Genomic DNA, 19,431 nt, shown 5'->3' with positions numbered 1-19,431 from the left:
AGTTGTGATTCCTGCATGGGGTCCCCGCATGCCAGCCGGCGACACGATCTAGGGCCAATTTGCGGCGTAGCGACACGATCTTGGACCAAGGTCTACGAGCAGGACAACGTGGGCGGGCAGGCCCGCGGCATGAGCTTGATCCTGAAGGTCTCGAGCATGTTCGCCATCTATGCAGAGACGGTGATGGACCTCGTCGGTCTGATTGGGCTTGTCCCGGACAAGTTGCACCTGGTGCGACAACCGGACCCGGTGCAAACCGGGTGTCTTGCGACGTCCGGCCAGGGCGCGTCTTGGTGTCTGCACCCGGGCCGTGAGCGCATATCTTGCATGCGCATGGCGCCAGCCCAAATGTGCTCGATATCACGCCACTGATCAGAAGTGGAAATCTGTCGGGCCGCACACCGATTCCGCTTGACACACACGGCACATCCTGACGATGCTCATGGCTTAGGGGATTACCTAGGTCGGCAAGGATTGCGGGCATGGCACAGGGGAGTGCGGTGCTTTCCGTCGTGGAAGGCGCGCGAGCTGATGCGAGGCAAGATCTTGGGCTGCAGGGTCTGGTGCTGCTGGCTCAGTACCACGGCATCGCCGCGGACGCCGCGCAGCTGGCACATGAGTTCGGCCACAATGGCGAAGCGTTCGATGAAACGACGCTCCTGCTCGCCGCGAAGAAGCTCGGCCTTAAGGCCAAGGTCACCACGCAGCCCGCCGCGCGCATCGCCATGGCGAACCTGCCTGCGCTCGCGCTCCTGCCGGATGGCGATGCGTTCGTCGTCGCCAAGGTCCACGGCGAACAGGTCCTCATCCACGACCTCGCCGAGAAGCGCCCACGCGCGATGTCGATGACGGAGTTCGAGTCGCGCTACGCAGGACGCCTCTTGCAGATCGCCTCGCGCGCATCGGTGCTGGGCGAGTTGGCGAAGTTCGACTTCAGCTGGTTCGTTCCCGCGGTGGTGAAGTACCGCAAGCTGCTGCTCGAAGTCTTCGTCGTCTCGTTCTTCATCCAGTTGTTCGCGCTGGTGACGCCGTTGTTCTACCAGGTGGTGATGGACAAAGTGCTGGTGCATCGCGGCCTGACGACGCTGGACGTGATCGCGATCGGCCTGGTGTCGATGGCGGTGTTCGAAGTGGTGCTCAGTGGCCTGCGCACGTACGTGTTCTCGCACACCACCAGCAAGATCGACGTGGAGCTTGGCGCGCGCCTGTTCCGCCACGTGCTCGCATTGCCGCTTGCGTACTTCGAATCCCGACGCGTGGGCGACACCATCGCGCGGGTGCGCGAGCTGGAGAACATCCGCAGTTTCCTGACAGGACAGGCGCTGACTTCGGTCCTGGATCTGTTCTTCACCGTGGTGTTCCTCGCGGTGATGTTCCATTACAGCGGCTGGCTGACGCTGATCGTCGTACTGTCGCTTCCGCTGTACGCACTGATTTCCGCGTTCGTCACGCCGGTGCTGCGCAAACGCCTGAACGAGAAGTTCGCGCGCGGCGCCGACAACCAGTCGTTCCTGGTCGAGACCGTCAGCGGCATCGGTACGGTCAAGGCGATGGCGGTGGACCCGCGAGTGACGCGCACCTGGGACAACCAGCTGGCCGGCTATGTCAGCGCCGGCTTCGGTGTGACGCGCGTCGCCACGATCGGCCAGCAGAGCGTGCAGCTGGTGCAGAAGCTGGCCAGCGTGGCGATCCTGTTCTGGGGCGCGAAGCTCGTCATCGAAGGCAAGCTTTCGGTCGGCCAGCTCATCGCCTTCAACATGCTGGCCGGGCAGGTGGCCGCGCCGATCATCCGCCTCGCGCAGCTGTGGCAGGACTTCCAGCAGGTCGGCATTTCCGTCGAACGGCTGGGCGACATCCTCAACACGCGCACCGAGATCCCCGGCAGCCGCATGGCGTTGCCACCGATCAAGGGGCAGGTCACGTTCGAACGCGTGTCGTTCCGTTACCGACCCGATGCGCCTGAAGTGCTGGCCGGCATCGAACTGGACATCAAACCGGGGCAGGTCATCGGCATCGTCGGCCGCTCCGGATCCGGCAAGAGCACCTTGACCAAACTGGTGCAGCGCCTCTACACGCCGGAACGCGGACGCGTGCTGATCGACGGCCAGGACGTGGCATTGGCCGACCCCGCGTGGCTGCGCCGCCAGCTGGGCGTGGTGCTGCAGGAGAATTTCCTGTTCAACCGCAGCGTGCGCGAGAACATCGCGCTCAGCGATCCCGGCATGCCGCTTGAGCGCGTCATCCACGCGGCGAAGCTCGCGGGCGCGCACGACTTCATCACCGAACTACCGGAAGGCTACGACACGAAGGTGGGCGAGCAGGGCGCCGGACTGTCCGGCGGCCAGCGACAGCGCATTGCCATTGCGCGTGCTCTCATCACCGATCCGCGCATCCTGATCTTCGATGAGGCCACCAGTGCGCTCGACTACGAGTCCGAGCACGCCGTGATGAACAACATGCGGGCGATCTGCGAGGGACGCACCGTGCTGATCATCGCGCACCGCCTGTCGACCGTTCGCCATTCCCATCGCATCGTCGTGGTGGAGAAAGGGCGGATCGTCGAGAGCGGCAGCCATGCCGAACTCATCGAACGTCCCGACGGCCACTACGCGCATCTTCACCGCCTGCAATCGGGGATCGCATGAAGCACGTCCTGCTGGGGCTACGCGACTTCATCGCGCGCTACGTGGCGATCTTCCGCTCAGTGTGGGCCATTCGCGGCCAGCTCGATCCGCCGCAGCGCAGCGCGGACGAACGCGCATTCCTGCCGGCGCATCTGGAGCTCACCGAGACGCCGGTGTCGCCGACGGCGCGCTGGACCATGCGCATCATCATCGCGTTCTTCTGCGTGGCGTTGCTGTGGGCGATCCTGGGCCAGCTCGACATCGTCGCGGTGGCACCGGGCAGGACTGTGGTCGATTCGCGCAGCAAGGTCGTGCAACCCGCCGAGACGGGCGTCGTTCGACGCATCCTGGTGCGCGACGGACAGGTCGTGAAGCGGGGTGAGCTGCTCATCGAACTGGACGCAACCGCGACCGGCGCGGCGTACGCACAAGCGGACGAAGCACTGGTGAACGCGCGCCTTGCCGCGCTTCGGCTGGATGCGCTGGCGGAATCGCTCGACAGCAATCGGCCGCCCGTCCTGTCGGCGGCGAAGGATCTCCCACAGGAGCGTCTCACCGCCGAACAGACCCTGGTGCGCAGCCAGTTCGATACCTACCAGGCCAGGCGCCACGCCCTGCAGGCGAGCATCGCGCAACGCCGTGCCGAACTGCGCACGACCGAAGCGACCATTGCACCTCTGGCCGAATCGGCGCGCATCTCGACGGCGCGTGCGGAGGACTACGGCAAGCTGGTCGAAGGCAAATACGTTGGGCGCCACGAGTACCTGCTGCGCGAGCAGGAGCGGATCGCCGCCGAACGCGACCTCGCCACGCAGCGCAATCGCGTGCAGGAGATACGGTCCGCCCTCAGCGCGGCGGAAGAAGAACTGCGCGTGCTCATCACCGACACGCGCCAGCAGACCCTGGATCAACTGCGCGAGGCCACCGCGCAGGTCGCGCAGTTGACCCCGGAAGTCGCCAGGACCGGGCAGCGCGACAAGCTGATGACCCTGCGCGCACCCGTCAACGGCACCGTGCAGCAACTAGCGGTGCATACGGTGGGCGGCGTGGTGACGCCGGCGCAGCCCTTGCTCGTCGTCGTGCCGAACGGGGAAACGCTGGAGGTTGAAGCAACGGTGCTCAACAAGGACATCGGTTTCGTGCGCGCCGGGCAGCCGGTGACGGTGAAGGTCGAGAGCTTCCCGTACACGCGCTACGGGTACCTGACGGGCACCGTTGCAAGCGTGTCGCATGACGCGGCGCAGGACGAGCAACTCGGGCTCGTGTTTCCCGCACGGGTTGTGCTGTCGGCAGCGGCGCTGAACATAGACGGCGTCGATGTGGGACTGACTCCCGGCATGGCGTTGAGTGTGGAGATAAGGACGGGCAGACGGCGAGTCATCGACTACTTGTTCGGTCCCCTACGGCAGAGAGGCGGAGAAGCGCTGCGTGAAAGGTAGGAAGGTGCCAATCTCAAGGGATCGCTGGCCTATGACGACGGTCGGCCTGGCCGAGAGCCTATCCCTTGTCGTACCGATGGGATGCGGCGAACTCGCGTCATCCATCAATCTCCAGCTTGGCTGGGATCAGAAGTTTGGCCTCTCCGAGGCCCTTCCCGGTGCTGAGCTCCCCAGTTGCCACGTTTGGGGGTGCGCTAACGGTCAACGTCATGGCCGACGACGATCTCACGAACACGCGTCCATCCATGAGAAGTGCCATTTTATCCGCGGTTTCGGTCCTCGATACACAAGGTTGGTCAGCGGCGAAACTCAAGGCAACATGCCTACTGGAGCCCTCAATGGTTCACAGAAGCTCTAAGCAGATTCAAGTCATTGTGTTTGGTTACGTGGCAATAAGCATGCTCGCAGCACTACTCACGCCGGCGATTCCAAGGTTGTGGTGCGATGGGCTGATCGCGTCCATTCCGACTGTTGCCACTCTTACAGCCAACGGGGACGTAGGCGGTGGCGGAGTGCCTGGGTACTTCCTGGTTATGTACGCATTGCTCCCGGTTACCGCGGCATGCCTCACCTATTGCTATCCCGGAAGCGAAGGCACGCATATGGGAACTGGAAGACTATTGGGGTCCTTGGCATTCTTTCTAGGGGCTTTGATCTTGTTGGCGTGGTTCGCCTTCCTTCTACCACCCGACGGTGACTATCGCGGCACGAGGATCAGATTGTTTGTCCTCCTGGCATCGACCTCGAAGATTTGGCTCGGTCTGATGTATGGAATCATATTCACGTGCATGTCGTTGCTGTTGATGCTGTCAGCAAGATATGCCTGGTGGCTGTTCAATCACTCGCATCGCCATTGACCGAACGGAGACTAGCCCATGAACGGAATCAGTGAGGAAGAGCAAGCAAAGTTGCAGGAACAAGGGGCAATGTTCACGGCCTCATTCCTTGCAAACCTTCAGAAGAGTCCGGAGGAGTTGACGGACCGATTCGGGAATCTCAATTACGAAGCAGCGGCTGCCCGTCTGCTCGACAGTGCCAAGGAGAATCTAGAGGTAGCAAAGTACTTTGCAGAACGCGCCTCATCCAATGGTTCGCCGGCTTACCGAGCGTTCTGTTTGAAGTGGGTTGAAGTGTTCCAATCAAAGGTTGATTTCTACCAAAGCGCTGCGATTGATGCTCATGTAAAAGTGGAGTCATTTGTTGCTGAATTGAACTCCAAGATTGACGCGAACATTGGCTTCTTTGGAGAGGGGGCAACGGGGCGCAAGGTCCTTCCCTTCCTGGACAAGGCCCTGACCGTGGCCGACTTGACCATGGCCATTGCGACCCGGGACTGGGGCAAGGTGAGCGGTGTGGTCGTAGGCTATTTTGTTGGCGAGGCGGCAGCGGCCCTGGCAACAATTGTCCTCGCTGGGGCAGCATTGCCAGCGACCGTAATGGTTCTTATGGTTGCGACTATAGGTGGGTTGGCCGGCGTTTTGGCTGGCGATGCTGCCGAGAAGGTTTTTGATGGTGTTTTCGGTACGCCGGAAGATGAGCTGCTCTCGGCTCGAATTGCGCGCGTGCTGAGCGAAGGAGGTTCAGTCCGCCTGCCGAATCTGGGCTATCGCTTGCAGTACGGGAATGGCGACGGCGATTCACTTGTGGGACTTGATAGCGCTGACGCCATAGTTTCTCTCGGTGGTGACGACATCGTCAGAGCAGGTGGCGGCTCCGACTACGTCAGTGGCGGAGCAGGCGACGATTCGATCCATGGTGAAGCCGGCAACGACACGCTGCTGGGCGGTGAGGACGCCGATACGCTTGAAGGCGGGCACGGCAATGACATACTCGACGGTGGTGATGGCTTCGATACCTATGCGTTCGAAACTGATGATCTTGCGTCGTCAGACTCCGAAGACGTCATTGTCGATTCGGACGGCCTCGGCAGAATCACGTTCAACAGCCTTGAGATCTCTGGCACTGGAGTTGGCTTCGACAACATCCGCCATGCATCACTCGGTGCCTGGGAGACGGCGAATGGCGCATTCCGCTTGGCCGTGGTCGGTACCGGCGAAAGCCAATCCCTCGTGATCATCCGTCGCCTCGGCGACGGCAAGGCCGGCGGTCGCATCGTCGTCAAGAACTGGCAGAACGGCGATCTGGGTATAACGCTTCCGGGGTTCGACGAGACGCATCCGCCGAATGGGGCGCCGCTGACCATTGGCGATGACGTGTTCGGTGCGGTCGGCACGAATGATGGGAACGACACGCTCACCTCGCTCGACGGCCATGACGGCATGGAGGGCGGCGCCGGCGATGACGAACTCGACGGCGGCCTCGGCAACGACCTGCTGTTCGGCGGGAGCGGCAGCGACCGCCTCATCGGCGGGTACGGCAATGATCTGATCCTCGACGGATCCGAGCTCCAGAATCTGCGCGCCTGGGACAACAGCGACGACTCACGGGACGAGAACGGCAAGACTGAACTGGATCGGATCAACGAGGAGATTGCGAGACTGGGTGCCTCGGTGGTTGCCAAGGGCGCCGGCTGGTACGTCAAGACCAATGACGGCAGCGCCGCGACAGGCGATGCCACTCTGGACTCGGGCTATGTGATCGTTGCGCCGGCCGGCGGAGGCGACCTTGACCCCAATCTGTTCAGGAGTGGCGACGACTACATCGACGCCGGCCACGGCCACGACCGCATTCATGCCGGCGAAGGCACGGACATAATCCTGGGCGGCGACGGCAACGATTTTATCAACGGCGGACACGATGGTGACCTGATCAACGGCGGAGAAGGCGACGACCTGATCCAGGGTGACTTGGCGCTCGACTCGATTCCCCATGTCCACCTGACGGCCCTGGTTTCCAGCGCCGCTGTGAAACATGGCGACGATGTGATTGACGCCGGCGCAGGCAATGATCGCGTTGGCGGCGGCGGCGGCAACGACATCATCAACGGTGGAGACGGCGACGACGAATTGGCCGGTCGAGGACAGGGCGACGTCGCCACGGACGAGGATGATGCCGACCAGGACTACATCGATGGCGGAACTGGCGCTGACAAGATCGCGGGCGACGACGGCAATGACCACATCCTGGGCGGCGCCGACAACGACACCATCTGGGGCGATAATGGCTTTGCCAGCGTCCGGCACGGAAACGATCACATCGAGGGCAACGCCGGCGACGACCTCATGTTCGGCGGTGGCGGGGATGACGACCTTGACGGCGGTGATGGCGCTGACGAGCTTCAAGGCGACGCGGTTAACCTGGATGGCAGCAAACACGGCAAGGACTCGCTGAAGGGTGGCGAGGGCAACGACACGTTGTTTGGTCAGGGCAGTGGCGACTCGCTGTGGGGTGGCAGTGGTGACGACCTGCTGGTCGGCGACGGCTCCCAGGTGGCTGAGGAGTTTCACGGAAACGATCAGCTGTTCGGCGGAGCCGGAGCCGATGAGCTTCAGGGCGGCGGCGGCAACGACCTGCTGGATGGTGGAACCGAGAACGACAAGTTGTTCGGGCAGGCAGGCGACGACCAGCTCGTCGGCGGTGATGGCGACGACAACCTGAGTGGAGGAACAGGCAATGACGTGCTCTCCGGTGGCGTCGGCATCGACAACTTGTACGGCGAAGAGGGCAACGACAGGCTGGATGGCGGTGGCGGTGACGACATTCTGAGTGGCGGCGGTGGCAACGACGACGCCTCGGGCGGTGATGGCAACGACCAGATGGCCGGCCACGAGGGACTGGACGATCTGGACGGCGGTGCAGGCGACGATCACATCTGGGGTGGACTCGGAGACGACAAGCTGGATGGCGGCGCAGGTGGGGACCGGCTGTATGGCGAAGAGGATGCCGACACTCTGCGAGGCGGCGCGGGCATCGACTACCTTTACGGAGGCGCCGGAAACGACAGGCTCGAGGGCGGCACGGAGAACGACTACCTTTCAGGCGGCGACGGATTCAACACGTACGTCGTCGGACCGGATACGGGCAACGACTACATCGTCTCACTCGGCGCATCGATACCGGTGGGGACAACCATCGGCGGCAGGCTTGAGATCACCGGAGGCGTGGCGCCGTCGGAAGTGCGTTTCGAGGTCTCCGGACTCGCGCTGAAGGTTTTCTACGGAAACGCCTCGGTCGTCATCGACAACTTCTTCCTTCAGTACGATCCCACTATTGACGGCGACTACTTTCCGAACCTGTCGCCAGTGACATCGATCGCGTTCGATGATGGCACCGTGTGGACCATTGCGGACATCAAGGCGGCGATCGTGGCTTCGACGCCGGGCGATGACGTGATCGTCGGCTTCGACAACGACGAAACGATCGCTGGCGACACAGGCAACGACACCATCTCCGGCATGGATGGCAACGACGTGTTGGCGGGCGACGTCGGCAACGACCGCCTGGACGGCGGGATGGGGCACGACCGGCTCACCGGCGGCGCGGGCGACGACCAGCTGATTGGCGGCATGCATTCCGACGTATACGTGTTCGGTCGTGGCGACGGGCGGGACACGATCGACAACTACGACGGCGGTACCGGAAGCGATGTCCTGGAGTTCCTGGGCGGAATCGCGCCCGACGATGTCGAGGGGGTACGCCAAGGCAACGATCTGATCCTGAAGCTCCACGACAGCGATGACAAAGTCACGATCCTGCGCTTCTTCGAGGATGACGGCGGGTACGCTATCGACGAGGTTCGCTTCGCGGACGGCACGACGTGGTCGCTCGCGCAACTCAAGGCGTTGGTGCTTAATGGCGGCGCCGGCGACGACACCCTGCGTGGTTACGACAGTGACGACCTGTTGACCGGTGAGGCTGGAAACGATGTGCTGGAGGGCTTCGGCGGCGCGGACACGCTGCACGGCGGCGATGGGCAGGACACGCTGCAAGGCGGTGACGGCGACGATGTGCTCGCGGGCGGATCTGGCGTGGATAACCTCTACGGCGGTGGCGGTCAGGATGACCTAGGCGGTGGAGTCGAAAACGACATTCTGCAGGGCGGCGACGGTGACGACACCTACCGGTACTCGGCCGGCGACGGGAGTGACACAATCACCGACGAGAGCGGCACCAGCACCCTGGTCCTGTCGGGTGGCGCGCCATCCGACGCCTACTTCCGTCGCGATGGCGAGAATCTGGTGCTGTACTTCCGCGGGCGCCCGGGCGACCAGCTGACGTTCGCAGGCTGGTTCGATCCGGCGACGGGTGTGGCGAGACGCGGGCTGGTCGTCGATTTTGGCGATGGTGTCCTCGTTTCGCTGGACGCCGCCGCGCTCGACCTCGAAGTGATGAAGGCCGGTGACGCGGATGACGTGATCTACGGCAACGACGCGGCCAATACTATTTCCGGGTTGGGTGGCGGCGATGTGATCCACGCCGACGGCGGCGCCGACATCGTGTCCGGTGGAGACGGCGCCGATCAGATATTCGGCGATGCAGGCGACGACCAACTGGGTGGCGGTGAAGGCGATGACCGCCTGGAAGGCGGCGCCGACAACGACCAGCTCCGGGGCGATGCCGGCAACGACCATCTGTTCGGTCAGGCTGGCGACGACATGATGTTCGGCGGCGTGGGCAGAGATCGCCTGGAGGGCGGCGACGGCGTCGATCACCTGTACGGCGAAGCCGATAACGACATCCTGTTGGGGCAGGCTGGCAATGACGTGCTGCTGGGAGCTGGCGGCAACGACGAGTTGGACGGCGGCATCGGCGAGGATCAGCTGGACGGCGGTGACGGTGCCGACATCCTCCTAGGCGGCGAAGGTGCGGACGTTCTCGCTGGTGGCGTCGGCAATGACACATTGAACGGTGGCGCTGGAGCCGACCAGCTCACGGGCAGTGATGGCGACGACATTTATGTCGTGGACGACATCGGCGACGTGGTGGGGGAGAACGCCGAGGGCGGCTCGGACATCATCCGCAGTTCGGTCAGCTACGCGATCGTGGGCAATGTCGAGTCACTGGAACTCACCGGGGCCGGCAACATCGACGGCACCGGCAATGCGGAAGGCAACCACCTCCTTGGCAACCAGGCAAGCAATCGCCTGGATGGCCTCGATGGCGACGATCTGCTCGAAGGCCAGGACGGACAGGATGAGCTTCGCGGCGGCGCAGGCAACGACACGCTCGACGGCGGCGACGGCGCCGACCGTCTTGAAGGCGACACCGGTGACGACACCTACATCATTGATCGCCCGGATGACGTGGTGATCGAACTCGCAGGAGGAGGAAACGACACCGTGATAGCCCGCAGTGATTACACGCTCTCTGGGCAGGTCGAATCGTTGATGCTCGACGAGGCTTATGGTGCCTACAGCGGCACGGGCAACGCCGGCGCCAATGTGATCACGGGCAATTCCTCCTCCAACCGTCTTGATGGCGCTGCCGGCGCCGACCGCATGGTCGGCCGTGCAGGCGATGACGTCTATGTGGTCGACAACGCAGGCGACGTGGTAATCGAGAATGCGAGCGAAGGCACCGACACGGTCGAGTCGAGCATCAGTTACGCGCTGGACGCGACCATCGAAAACCTGAGCTTGCTGGGCAGTGCCGACATCGACGCAATCGGTAACGACGGCAACAACGTCCTGACCGGCAACGCCGGCAACAACCGCCTCGACGGTGGTCTCGGCGGCGACGATATGCATGGCGGCACCGGCAATGATTACTTCATCAACGACACCAGCCAGGACTGGATCTACGAGAACGAAGGCGAGGGCACCGATACGGTCGAACGCCGTTATGAAACCAACCTCGTGCTGTCCGGCAACGTCGAGAACCTGATCCTCGTCGAAGGCATCAGGAACGGCAACGGCAATGAGCTGGACAACATCATCACCGGCAACTCGGGCGCGAATACGCTCGGCGGTTTGGACGGTGATGACAGCCTGTACGGCCTCGACGGCGACGATTCGCTGTTCGGCGGCACGGGCAGCGACGTGCTGATGGGTGGCAATGGCGCCGACTACCTCGATGGTAGCGAAGGCGTTGATCATCTGGAAGGCGGTGCCGGGAACGACGTCTACGTCACCGACAATGCCGACGACGTGGTGGTCGAGGCTTCGGGCGGCGGTACAGACCAGGTGCAGACCACCGCCACCTACGCGCTATCAGCGAACATCGAGAACCTGTTCCTGATGGGCAGCGATGCCATCGGCGGCACCGGCAACGATCTCGACAATTACATCGCCGGCAACGCGGCAGCCAACGCCATCCACGGCCTCGGCGGATCGGACACGATCGTCGCCGCCGGTGGCAACGACATGCTGATCGGCGGTGCAGGCGACGACAAGTACGTTGTCGATGCGACCTCGGGCAGCGACATTGTCGACAACACCGGTGGCGGTTTCGATGGTGTGTTCTTCACCGATGGCATCACGGCCGAGGACCTCTCGTTCTCCCGCGATGGCGACGACCTGCTGATCAGCGTCGACAATGCGGCGACGCAGGCGGTGCGCGTGGTGAACCACTTCCTCGGCGGCGACGCGGCGATCGATTACGTGCAGCCCGACGGCGGCTTCTATCTCACCACGGCGCAGATCAACCAGATCGTCGCGGGTGGCGGCACCGGGTTCGACCAGGTGATCGAGGGCACGGCGGCCGGCGAACAGCTTGTCGGCGGCAGCGGCAAGGACCTCATCAAGGGCATGGCCGGCGCGGACCAGCTGTTCGGCCTGGGTGGCAACGACACGCTGCAGGGGGGCGACGGCGACGATTACCTGTCCGGTGGCAATGGAAGCGGTTCGGGTTCGGCGGACGATCGCCTGGAAGGCGGCATCGGCAACGACACCCTCGCCGGCGAAGACGGCAACGACACATTGCTGGGCGGAGCAGGGGACGACGACTACGTCTACGGTGGCGGCCAGGATGTCATCGACAACACCGGTGGCGGCTTCGACGGCGTGTTCTTCAACAACGGCATCACGGCCGCGCAGCTGACGTTCGCGCGGACCGGCGACGACCTGGTCATCACCGTCGGCGGCAACGCCAGCCAGACCGTGACGGTCACGAACCATTTCCTCGGCGGCGACAACGCCATCGACTTCGTGCAACCGGCCAGCGGCGCGATGCTGGATACCGCGGCCATCAATGCGCTGGTGGGTGGCGGTGGCGATCCGGGCGGCGGCGATGACGACGACTACCCGTCGATCGTCACCGGCACCGCGGCCGGCGAGCAGCTGCTCGGCACGAACGACCGCGACCTGATCAGGGGCCTCGGCGGCAACGACACGGTGTTCGGCTTCAACGGCGACGACAAGCTCGACGGCGGCGATGGCGACGATTACCTGTCGGGCGGCAATGGTTCGCACAACGGCTCCGGCAACGACATCCTGGTCGGCGGCGCCGGCGCGGACCAACTGGTGGGCGAGGACGGCAACGACCAGATGTTCGGCGGCGCCGGCAACGACAAGTACATCTACGGTGGCGGCGCCGACACGATCGACAACACCGGCGGTGGAACGGACTGGTTGCACTTCAACAGCAGCGCGCACAGCGTGGCGCGCAGCCGCATCACCTTCCACCGCGATGTCGACGACCTGATCGTGCGCGTGGACGGCAATGCGGCCACTCAGGTGCGCGTGGCGAAGCACTTCCTGGGTGGCGAGTACGCGATCGCCTACGTGCAGCCCGCCGGAGGCAACGCGATTCCCGCCTCGCAATTTGGCTCGCTGCTGGCGCCGCTGTCCTCGACGGCGGCACCGATGATGACGCAGCTCGCGAGCAAAACGCCGTTGGCGATCACCTCCACCATCGCGGCCGAGTCGCCGGATATGTCGTCAGCATCTTCGACGCCGTCGAACACAAGCTGGAAGGACGCAATGGAAGTGCTCGGCGGTCTTGGGGCGGAGCCGGCAGTCGCGAACGATCCGATACCGCCAAGCCGCGAACTGCAATCGCTGGTGGAGGCGATGAGCAGCTTCGGCGGCGCTTCGACTGGGCTGGCTGACGGGACCGGATTGGAGGATCACTTCGAACGTCACTTCTGGGGCGGCGGCATGCACCAGAGCCATCGCAACACACACCTGCATTACATGGAACGGTAGGCGGTGAATGGGAAGGCCCGGGTATCCGGGCCTTCCCATATTTCGGTTCGAGTACGCGATCGCCTATTGCAGCCCGCTGCAAAAAACCGATCCCCGCCTTTGCGGTTCGGCAGCATTGCTGCCGCTGTTGCCCCCGACCCTGACGCTTCTTCGTAGCCTTAACATTCGAATTTCCACCTTAACAGTCCCCACGTTAAGGTGCGGGCCGCAACGTTACGGTCAATCACAAGGGCCAGCGCGCTCCGAGACGTCAATCTGCCTCGGCAAAGTTTGCACGGAGCACGCGGTAAAATTTCCAGAGTCGACACCACAAGAATCGTGCCTCGAACCGCAGTCGAACCCAGGCATCTTGTTGAAGCGCTCAAGAGGCTACAGAGCATGTTGTTGTTGGTGCCGCGCCAGCCGGCCATTAGCCAGCGTCTAGACAGTTCCGGTCTACCAATACGGCGGCCGCGTTTTGCCTGAGAAATTGCGGGCGGGTTGTCGGTGGTTGCTCGCTCGTCGGGGCGTTCTTGGTTGAGGTACTAAAAGCGGGCGATTGTTGGTCGACAAATGGGCGGTTCTGGCTGGCGAACGGGCGGTTCCTCGGAAGTGATCACAGAGCACGTCAATAAACTCAAAGTTTCACCCGCTAAGAACTCACATATTTAGCAATCCACCCACCTGAGATATCGGCAGCCCATGAGGACCGCCGAGTCAGAAAAGCCCTGTCGTCCTGATGCCTTTCTTGTCCTTTTGAACGACGGCCTTTGGAATCAACAAGATGTACGTCCTTGATGCTACTGATTCGATTCGGCCCCAACAACAACGGCGCATTTGCCACGAAATACCTGCTCAGTCACTGCATACGTCACGAAAGATGTGCAGCCCGTATGCGGGCTCGCTCTAAGAGGAGCAGGGATTCGTCACGCTACGGAGGGTAGCAATTGAGGCCCATACTCCTCCGAGTCGCCACGTCGGGGGCATGTTGCTGCAATGGGATCTTCAGGGCGCATTTCCATCTTGTCGCGCCACAGAGAGGGGTGTGCGAAGATTGTCCGTAGGCGTGTGACGGGTGATTTCGATGTCGACTTACTTGCAGGGTATGGCATACGAATTGGCACGCGAGCTCATTAGTTCGCGAATAGGGAGCCTGAGCAGCGAGATCGGCGCCGAGGAGAGGAAGCCAAATCCAAGCCACTCTCAAATTGAAGAGCTAGAAGCACAGATCATCTCCCTCGCGCGCGAACGGGAGGCTTTAGATCCTCAGAATGCCAGCTGCGTTCGGGATGCCATCATCCGATACAGCCGGACAGGTAAGGTCCCTGACGAGCTTCTGGGATAAATTCGCCTTTCGACACCAAATCGGCTGGTGTGTCAGATGGAGTAGCCGCCGTCCAATGTCAGACTGGCGCCTGTTATATAGCGCGCCTCGGCTCCGGAGAGAAAGGCGGCCAGGGCAGCGACCTCGTCCGGACGACCGACGCGCTTCAGGGGGTTGCCCTCGACGAGGTGATCGAGGAAACCGGCTGTGATGTCGGTTCCGATCGGGCCCGGCTGGATGTTGTTGATTGTGATCTTGCGAGGGGCGAGATCAAGCGCCAGTTCGCGAACCAGCGTGGCCACGGCGGCCTTGGTCATCGCGTACACGCTGCTCCCGACGACGCCGCTGCGCACGGCGGTGTTGCTGCCGATCGTGATGATGCTGCCTCCGTCGGCCATCCGCGACGCGGCAGCCTGCACCGCGAGGAACACCCCGCGTACGTTGATGGCGAGCATTCGGTCCAGCATGTCCAATGGGAACTGCTCCAGAGGGCTGCCCTCGTAGATGCCGGCGTTGACTACGGCAACGTGAAGCGGTCCGAGTCGCTCGACGGCGTCCATGGCGGTGGCGATCGCATTCGCGTCGGAACTGTCCGCCTGCAACGCGATAGCCACGCCTCCGTCGGCTTCGATGGACCCGACTACCTCGGCCGCCTTGTCGGTGCGCGAGGCATAGGTGAGGGCGACCGCATATCCCTCATGGGCCAGGCGGCGAGCCGTAGCGGCGCCGATGCCGCGCGAACCGCCGAATACCAGCGCGGCTTTGCGAGCCGAAGATGGCAGGTTTGTCATGATCTCATCCTTCGTGACGGAGCCGGCGGACTTTCCGCCGGCTTTGACACATTGCGCGCCACTTATGTATCCGGCGAATGTTGGAAAGGTCCACGCTCGTCGCCCAATGCATCCAGGAGGCTTCCTTGTGCATTGGGATACAAATCGGGCGTGCGTGAGGCTTGCGCGCCGCCAGCGAGGAGGGGCGGCATCAGCTTGCGGCCGCACTTCCGGAAAGCAGCCGGCGGATCTGTGCTTCGGTGGCGTCGTAGGCACCCTCTCCGAAGTGCTGGTAGACGATGCTCCCGTTCTGGTCGATCAGGTACACCGCAGGCCAGTACCGGTTACCGAACGCATCCCAGGTGGCGTAGTCGTTGTCCTGTGCCACCGGGTAGTTGATGCCAAAGCGCTTCACGGCTTCCTCGAGGTTGCCCAGGATGCGTTCGTGCCCGTACTCGGGCGTGTGCATGCCGACAACGACCAGACCTTGGTCCTTGTAGCGCTCATGCCACTGCTTCACATGCGGCATGACATGGATGCAGTTGATGCAGTCGTAGGTCCAGAACTCGACGAGCACAACCTTGCCCTTCAGGTGGCCGAGGGAGAGCGGATGGCTGTTGATCCAATGGTTGATGCCGGTGAAATCCGGGGCCTTCGGGGATTCGAGGCCTGGGCCACGTGTGGGCTCGAGCGGATCTTCCTGCGCGCCGCTGGTGCAGGCGGCGCCGAGCAGGCAGGCGGCGAGGACGGTGAGGGTGGGCTTGATCATGGTTCAGAGTCCGGTTGAAACGGAAGGAAGCCACTGCGTCGCCCAGGCAATGAAGGCGATGTCGTAGTGGAAGAGTTGGAGAAGCGCGACGGAAACGGCGGTCGCACCGAACCCTTTGCGCAGCAGATCCGCCTTGCTCGTGAGCACGGCAAGCCGCTTGGACAGGCGATTTCCCCCGTAGGCGATGGCGAGCATGGGCAGCCCAGCACCCAAGGCGTAGGTCGCCAGCAGCGCCACCGCTTTCGCGGGCGCCTGCGCGCTCGCCGCCAGTGCAAGCACCGAGGCCAACACCGGTCCCGCACATGGCGTCCAGGCAAGGCCGAGGGAAGCGCCAACCAGAAGCGGGCCCGATCTCCGAGTGCGTGGGCCCTGCGGTTCCCCATGCATCGCGAACCAGCCTTGCGCCATCGCGGCCAGGCGCTCGAAGGGTGTACTCCACAGGCAGGCTAGCCCGGCGAGCAGCAGCACCACGATGGCACCGGTCCGGAACACCTCCTGCCACTCGCCCGACGAACCGAATAGCGCGGCAAGCGCGATACCGCCGAGTGCGAACGAGCCCACGAACCCCGCGATGATCAGCGCAGGCTCATGCCGGTCGCGGCCCGCCGTCGTCGCGAGCACGATGGGTAGCGCGGGCAGGATGCAAGGCGACAGAATGGTGGCGATGCCCGCGGCACCGGCCAGCGCAAGCTCAATCATTGTGTTGCCCTCGAGGCCGGATCAGACGCCACACGAGTCAGACGACTCGTAGTCCGAAAGCCTCGCCCCATCGACTTCGATTAGCCGGTCAAGGCGCACGTGCCGGGCCGAGTCGAGGACGACGAACTCTTCCCCATCGCGGGCGATGACGTCCGTGATCACGGCGTCGCGGACCTGCTCCATACCGGATTCGTCGCGGTAATCGATTCGCACCGCTTTGCGGAGCGTCGCCAGGTCTTCAAGGCGATCGTGGAATTCACAGCTGATCGGGTGGTACGGGCTACGTTCGATGTTCATGGCGATTCCTCGGTGCGATGCGTTGTCTATCGAGCGATCGGTCGCTCCCGGCTGGGAGCGACCGATCGCTCGATGTGTCACGAAGTGACGACGTTCACGTCCAGCTCGATGTCTCCGCGCGTCGCCTTCGAATACGGGCAGATCTCATGCGCCGTGTGGGCGAGCTTCTCGGCGACGTCCTGCGGCAGGCCCGGGATGCGCACTTCGAACTTGGCGCGCAGCAGCCACTCGGCTCCGGCCTGGCCCAGGTCGACGTCGATGTCGACCGAGATGTCGGACGGCAGCGCGATGCGCTTCTGCGCTGCGACAAGGCCGATCGCCGTGATGTAGCAGGACGACCAGGCGCCGGCGAACAGTTGCTCGGCGGTCGGATGCGCCACGACATCCGGGAACGTCAGCTCATGGCCGGGATGCGAAGGGGACGACAGGGACAGGTTGACGGAGCCGTGGTCCGCACCGGACGGCGCGCGGGCAAACGTGGTGTGGGTCTTGCCGGTGAAGAGCAGCTTCTCGATCTTGGTCATGGCGGTGTCTCGTATGGGGAGGGGTGGTGAGGCTTATGTATATCGCATAGGATTAGATCGCATGCGATGGAGCGCATCCTAGGGAGGCGGACTTGGTCGGTCAACAAGGGAAGCCGGCTTGGTTCAGCGCTAATTTATCGTGTGCGATTAGATCGTGTGCGTTAATCTGCGCAGGAGCCGGTTCAGACCCTGCAGGAGCCTGCCTGCTCCATTCAGGAAGTAATCGCTTACGATTGCATCGGATGCGATAAAATGCGTGCCATTCAGGAGATGACCCAATGAAAGCCAACAAGAACGCCCAAGACACCCGACTGGCTGAGTTTCTCTGCTTCGCCGTCTATTCGACCAACCTTGCATTCGGAAAGGTCTACCGTCCGCTCCTGGACGAGCTCGGCCTTACGTACACGCAGTACGTCACCGTCGTGGCCCTCTGGGAAGAAGACGACCAAACGGTCGGCAGCCTCGGCGAGAAGCTGTTCCTCGAGTCGAACACGTTGACGCCGATCCTCAAGAAGCTGGAGGCCATGGGCCATGTCGAGCGCACGCGGGATCCTTCCGACGAGCGCCAGGTGCGCGTGCGGCTGACCAACAGCGGGAGGCGTCTGCGCGAGAAGGCGTTTGGCACGGACCTCGTGGAAGCATGCGGCATGTCCGCAACTGAATTCAGGCGTCTCCAGAAGGAGATCGTGGACCTGCGCACGAACCTGCTGAAGTTCGCGGGCAAGCAGTCCTAAGGGCTGCACGTCATCTCAAGCTACGGAAGCCGGCGCGGACCTCCTGCACGAACAGCTCGGGCTGTTCCCATGCCGGGAAGTGCCCGCCGCGGGGCAACTGGTTGTAGTGCACGAGATTCGTATACGCCTTTTCTGCCCAGCTGCGCGGTGTGACGAACAGTTCGTCCGGAAACGCGCTCACCGCGACGGGAAGCGAAATGCCTTTGACCGAGAAGTAGGGCGTCGTGTTCTCCCAGTAAAGGCGTGCGGCCGAAATCGCCGTGTTCGTCAGCCAGAACAGCGTGATGTTGTCGAGGAGGTCGTCGATCGTGAGCGTTTCAGCTGCGCCATCGATCACGCGCGCCATCAGCTCGTAGCTTTTTGGCACGTTGTCTATCAGGAAGGCGGCCAGTCCTGTAGGTGAATCGGCCAGGTACGTCATCGTCTGCGGACGACCGCCCAGCAGCTGCGCGTATCCGATGTGGCGATACGCCGATGCCAACTGGTCGCACGCCTGGCATTCCTCATCGGTTTGACCTTTTGGCGGAGCGTCTCCGCGAAGCAGCGCCGCATCCACTTCCGCAGGCACCGCGCCGGGCATGTTCGTGTGGATTCCAACCAGTCCCGCGTGTTTCGCCAGGGCCATCTGCTCGACCACGATCGCGCCCCAGTCGCCTCCCTGCGCACCCCAGCGGGGGTATCCCAATCCTGCCATCAAGCCGTTGTAAGCGCCGGCTACACGTACCGGGCTCCAGCCGGCAGACGTGGGTTTGCTCGAGAATCCGTAGCCTGGCATCGAGGGGATGATCAGATGAAACGCGTCGGACGCCTCGCCGCCGTAGGCCGTAGGGTCGGTCAACGGACCGATGATCTTCATCAGCGCGACGAACGTACCCGGCCAGCCGTGTGCGATAAGTAGTGGAAGCGCGTGCTCGTGCTTCGAGCGCACGTGCATGAAGTGGAGATCAACTCCATCGATCGTCACCAGGAAGTTCGGCTGCGCGTTTATCCGGCTCTCGATCTTTCGCCAGTCGTACTGCGTGGCCCAACGATCCACGAGCCTGCGGATCGTGGCAAGCTCGGCGCCCTGAGCCGAACCGGCAACCGTTTCGCGGTCCGGCCATCGGGTTGCATCGATACGCTGCTTGAGATCGAGAAGATCCTCCTCCGTGGCGTGATATGCGAACGCTCGCGGCTCGATGGAGGCGCGGGGCGCCACCACTCCGTTTGCGATGGTGCTCATGGGAAG

At 63.0% G+C, this 19,431-nt stretch carries 10 protein-coding genes; 4 read left to right on the top strand and 6 right to left on the bottom strand.

Annotation, left to right across the window (positions count from 1 at the left end):
• Nucleotides 1–482: 482 nt before the first annotated feature.
• From I4U41_RS07830 to I4U41_RS07820, 3 genes are all read left to right on the top strand, one after another.
• The gene (locus I4U41_RS07830) at nt 483–2,645 is read left to right on the top strand and encodes a type I secretion system permease/ATPase (RefSeq protein WP_206860595.1); all 2,163 of its coding nucleotides are present in this window, start codon (nt 483–485) and stop codon (nt 2,643–2,645) included.
• Nucleotides 2,642–4,063 carry an HlyD family type I secretion periplasmic adaptor subunit gene (locus I4U41_RS07825; RefSeq protein ID WP_206860594.1) on the top strand — a complete coding sequence of 474 codons (1,422 nt, stop codon included), beginning with the start codon at nt 2,642–2,644 and terminating at the stop codon, nt 4,061–4,063. The genes I4U41_RS07830 and I4U41_RS07825 overlap by 4 nt, the downstream gene beginning before the upstream one ends.
• Before the next feature lie 875 nt (nt 4,064–4,938).
• A complete protein-coding gene (locus I4U41_RS07820; RefSeq protein WP_206860593.1) occupies nt 4,939–13,107 on the top strand; it encodes a calcium-binding protein in 8,169 nt (2,722 codons plus the stop codon).
• Nucleotides 13,108–14,463: 1,356 nt separating this feature from the next.
• Here I4U41_RS07820 and I4U41_RS07815 read toward each other — a convergent pair.
• The 5 genes from I4U41_RS07815 to I4U41_RS07795 all read right to left on the bottom strand — a co-directional run bounded on the left by I4U41_RS07815 (nt 14,464) and on the right by I4U41_RS07795 (nt 17,469).
• Nucleotides 14,464–15,201 carry an SDR family NAD(P)-dependent oxidoreductase gene (locus tag I4U41_RS07815; RefSeq protein ID WP_206860592.1) on the bottom strand — a complete coding sequence of 246 codons (738 nt, stop codon included), beginning with the start codon at nt 15,199–15,201 and terminating at the stop codon, nt 14,464–14,466.
• 190 nt (nt 15,202–15,391) lie between these two features.
• Nucleotides 15,392–15,949: a thioredoxin family protein gene (locus tag I4U41_RS07810; RefSeq protein ID WP_206860591.1), complete on the bottom strand. Its 558-nt coding sequence runs from the start codon at nt 15,947–15,949 to the stop codon at nt 15,392–15,394.
• 3 nt (nt 15,950–15,952) lie between these two features.
• Nucleotides 15,953–16,648 (bottom strand): cytochrome c biogenesis CcdA family protein, encoded by a 696-nt coding sequence (locus I4U41_RS07805; RefSeq protein ID WP_206860590.1) that lies wholly within the window; start codon nt 16,646–16,648, stop codon nt 15,953–15,955.
• 21 nt (nt 16,649–16,669) lie between these two features.
• Entirely contained in the window at nt 16,670–16,945 is a 276-nt protein-coding gene (locus I4U41_RS07800; protein WP_206860589.1) for a hypothetical protein, read from the bottom strand.
• A gap of 77 nt (nt 16,946–17,022) precedes the next feature.
• Complete coding sequence (locus I4U41_RS07795) at nt 17,023–17,469, bottom strand: Ohr family peroxiredoxin (protein WP_206860588.1); 447 nt, start codon at nt 17,467–17,469, stop codon at nt 17,023–17,025.
• 278 nt (nt 17,470–17,747) lie between these two features.
• Between I4U41_RS07795 and I4U41_RS07790 the strand changes: the two genes are divergently transcribed.
• A complete protein-coding gene (locus I4U41_RS07790) occupies nt 17,748–18,203 on the top strand; it encodes a MarR family winged helix-turn-helix transcriptional regulator (protein ID WP_206860587.1) in 456 nt (151 codons plus the stop codon).
• Nucleotides 18,204–18,213: 10 nt separating this feature from the next.
• Here the strand turns inward: I4U41_RS07790 and I4U41_RS07785 are convergent, their stop codons facing one another.
• Entirely contained in the window at nt 18,214–19,425 is a 1,212-nt protein-coding gene (locus I4U41_RS07785; RefSeq protein WP_206860586.1) for an epoxide hydrolase family protein, read from the bottom strand.
• Between the last annotated feature and the right edge of the window lie 6 nt (nt 19,426–19,431).

Origin of the sequence: Lysobacter changpingensis (genome assembly GCF_017308985.1) — a bacterium.
GTDB classification, from domain to species: Bacteria; Pseudomonadota; Gammaproteobacteria; order Xanthomonadales; family Xanthomonadaceae; genus Lysobacter_J; species Lysobacter_J changpingensis.
This window is presented reverse-complemented; position numbering and strand designations above follow the sequence as displayed.

What these genes read in the sequence shown, in the direction of transcription:
- I4U41_RS07830 (WP_206860595.1), top strand. Translation starts at nt 483, where the DNA reads ATGGCACAGGGGAGTGCGGTGCTTTCCGTCGTGGAAGGCGCGCGAGCT.
- I4U41_RS07825 (WP_206860594.1), top strand. Translation starts at nt 2,642, where the DNA reads ATGAAGCACGTCCTGCTGGGGCTACGCGACTTCATCGCGCGCTACGTG.
- I4U41_RS07820 (WP_206860593.1), top strand. Translation starts at nt 4,939, where the DNA reads ATGAACGGAATCAGTGAGGAAGAGCAAGCAAAGTTGCAGGAACAAGGG.
- I4U41_RS07815 (WP_206860592.1), bottom strand. Translation starts at nt 15,201, where the DNA reads ATGACAAACCTGCCATCTTCGGCTCGCAAAGCCGCGCTGGTATTCGGC.
- I4U41_RS07810 (WP_206860591.1), bottom strand. Translation starts at nt 15,949, where the DNA reads ATGATCAAGCCCACCCTCACCGTCCTCGCCGCCTGCCTGCTCGGCGCC.
- I4U41_RS07805 (WP_206860590.1), bottom strand. Translation starts at nt 16,648, where the DNA reads ATGATTGAGCTTGCGCTGGCCGGTGCCGCGGGCATCGCCACCATTCTG.
- I4U41_RS07800 (WP_206860589.1), bottom strand. Translation starts at nt 16,945, where the DNA reads ATGAACATCGAACGTAGCCCGTACCACCCGATCAGCTGTGAATTCCAC.
- I4U41_RS07795 (WP_206860588.1), bottom strand. Translation starts at nt 17,469, where the DNA reads ATGACCAAGATCGAGAAGCTGCTCTTCACCGGCAAGACCCACACCACG.
- I4U41_RS07790 (WP_206860587.1), top strand. Translation starts at nt 17,748, where the DNA reads ATGAAAGCCAACAAGAACGCCCAAGACACCCGACTGGCTGAGTTTCTC.
- I4U41_RS07785 (WP_206860586.1), bottom strand. Translation starts at nt 19,425, where the DNA reads ATGAGCACCATCGCAAACGGAGTGGTGGCGCCCCGCGCCTCCATCGAG.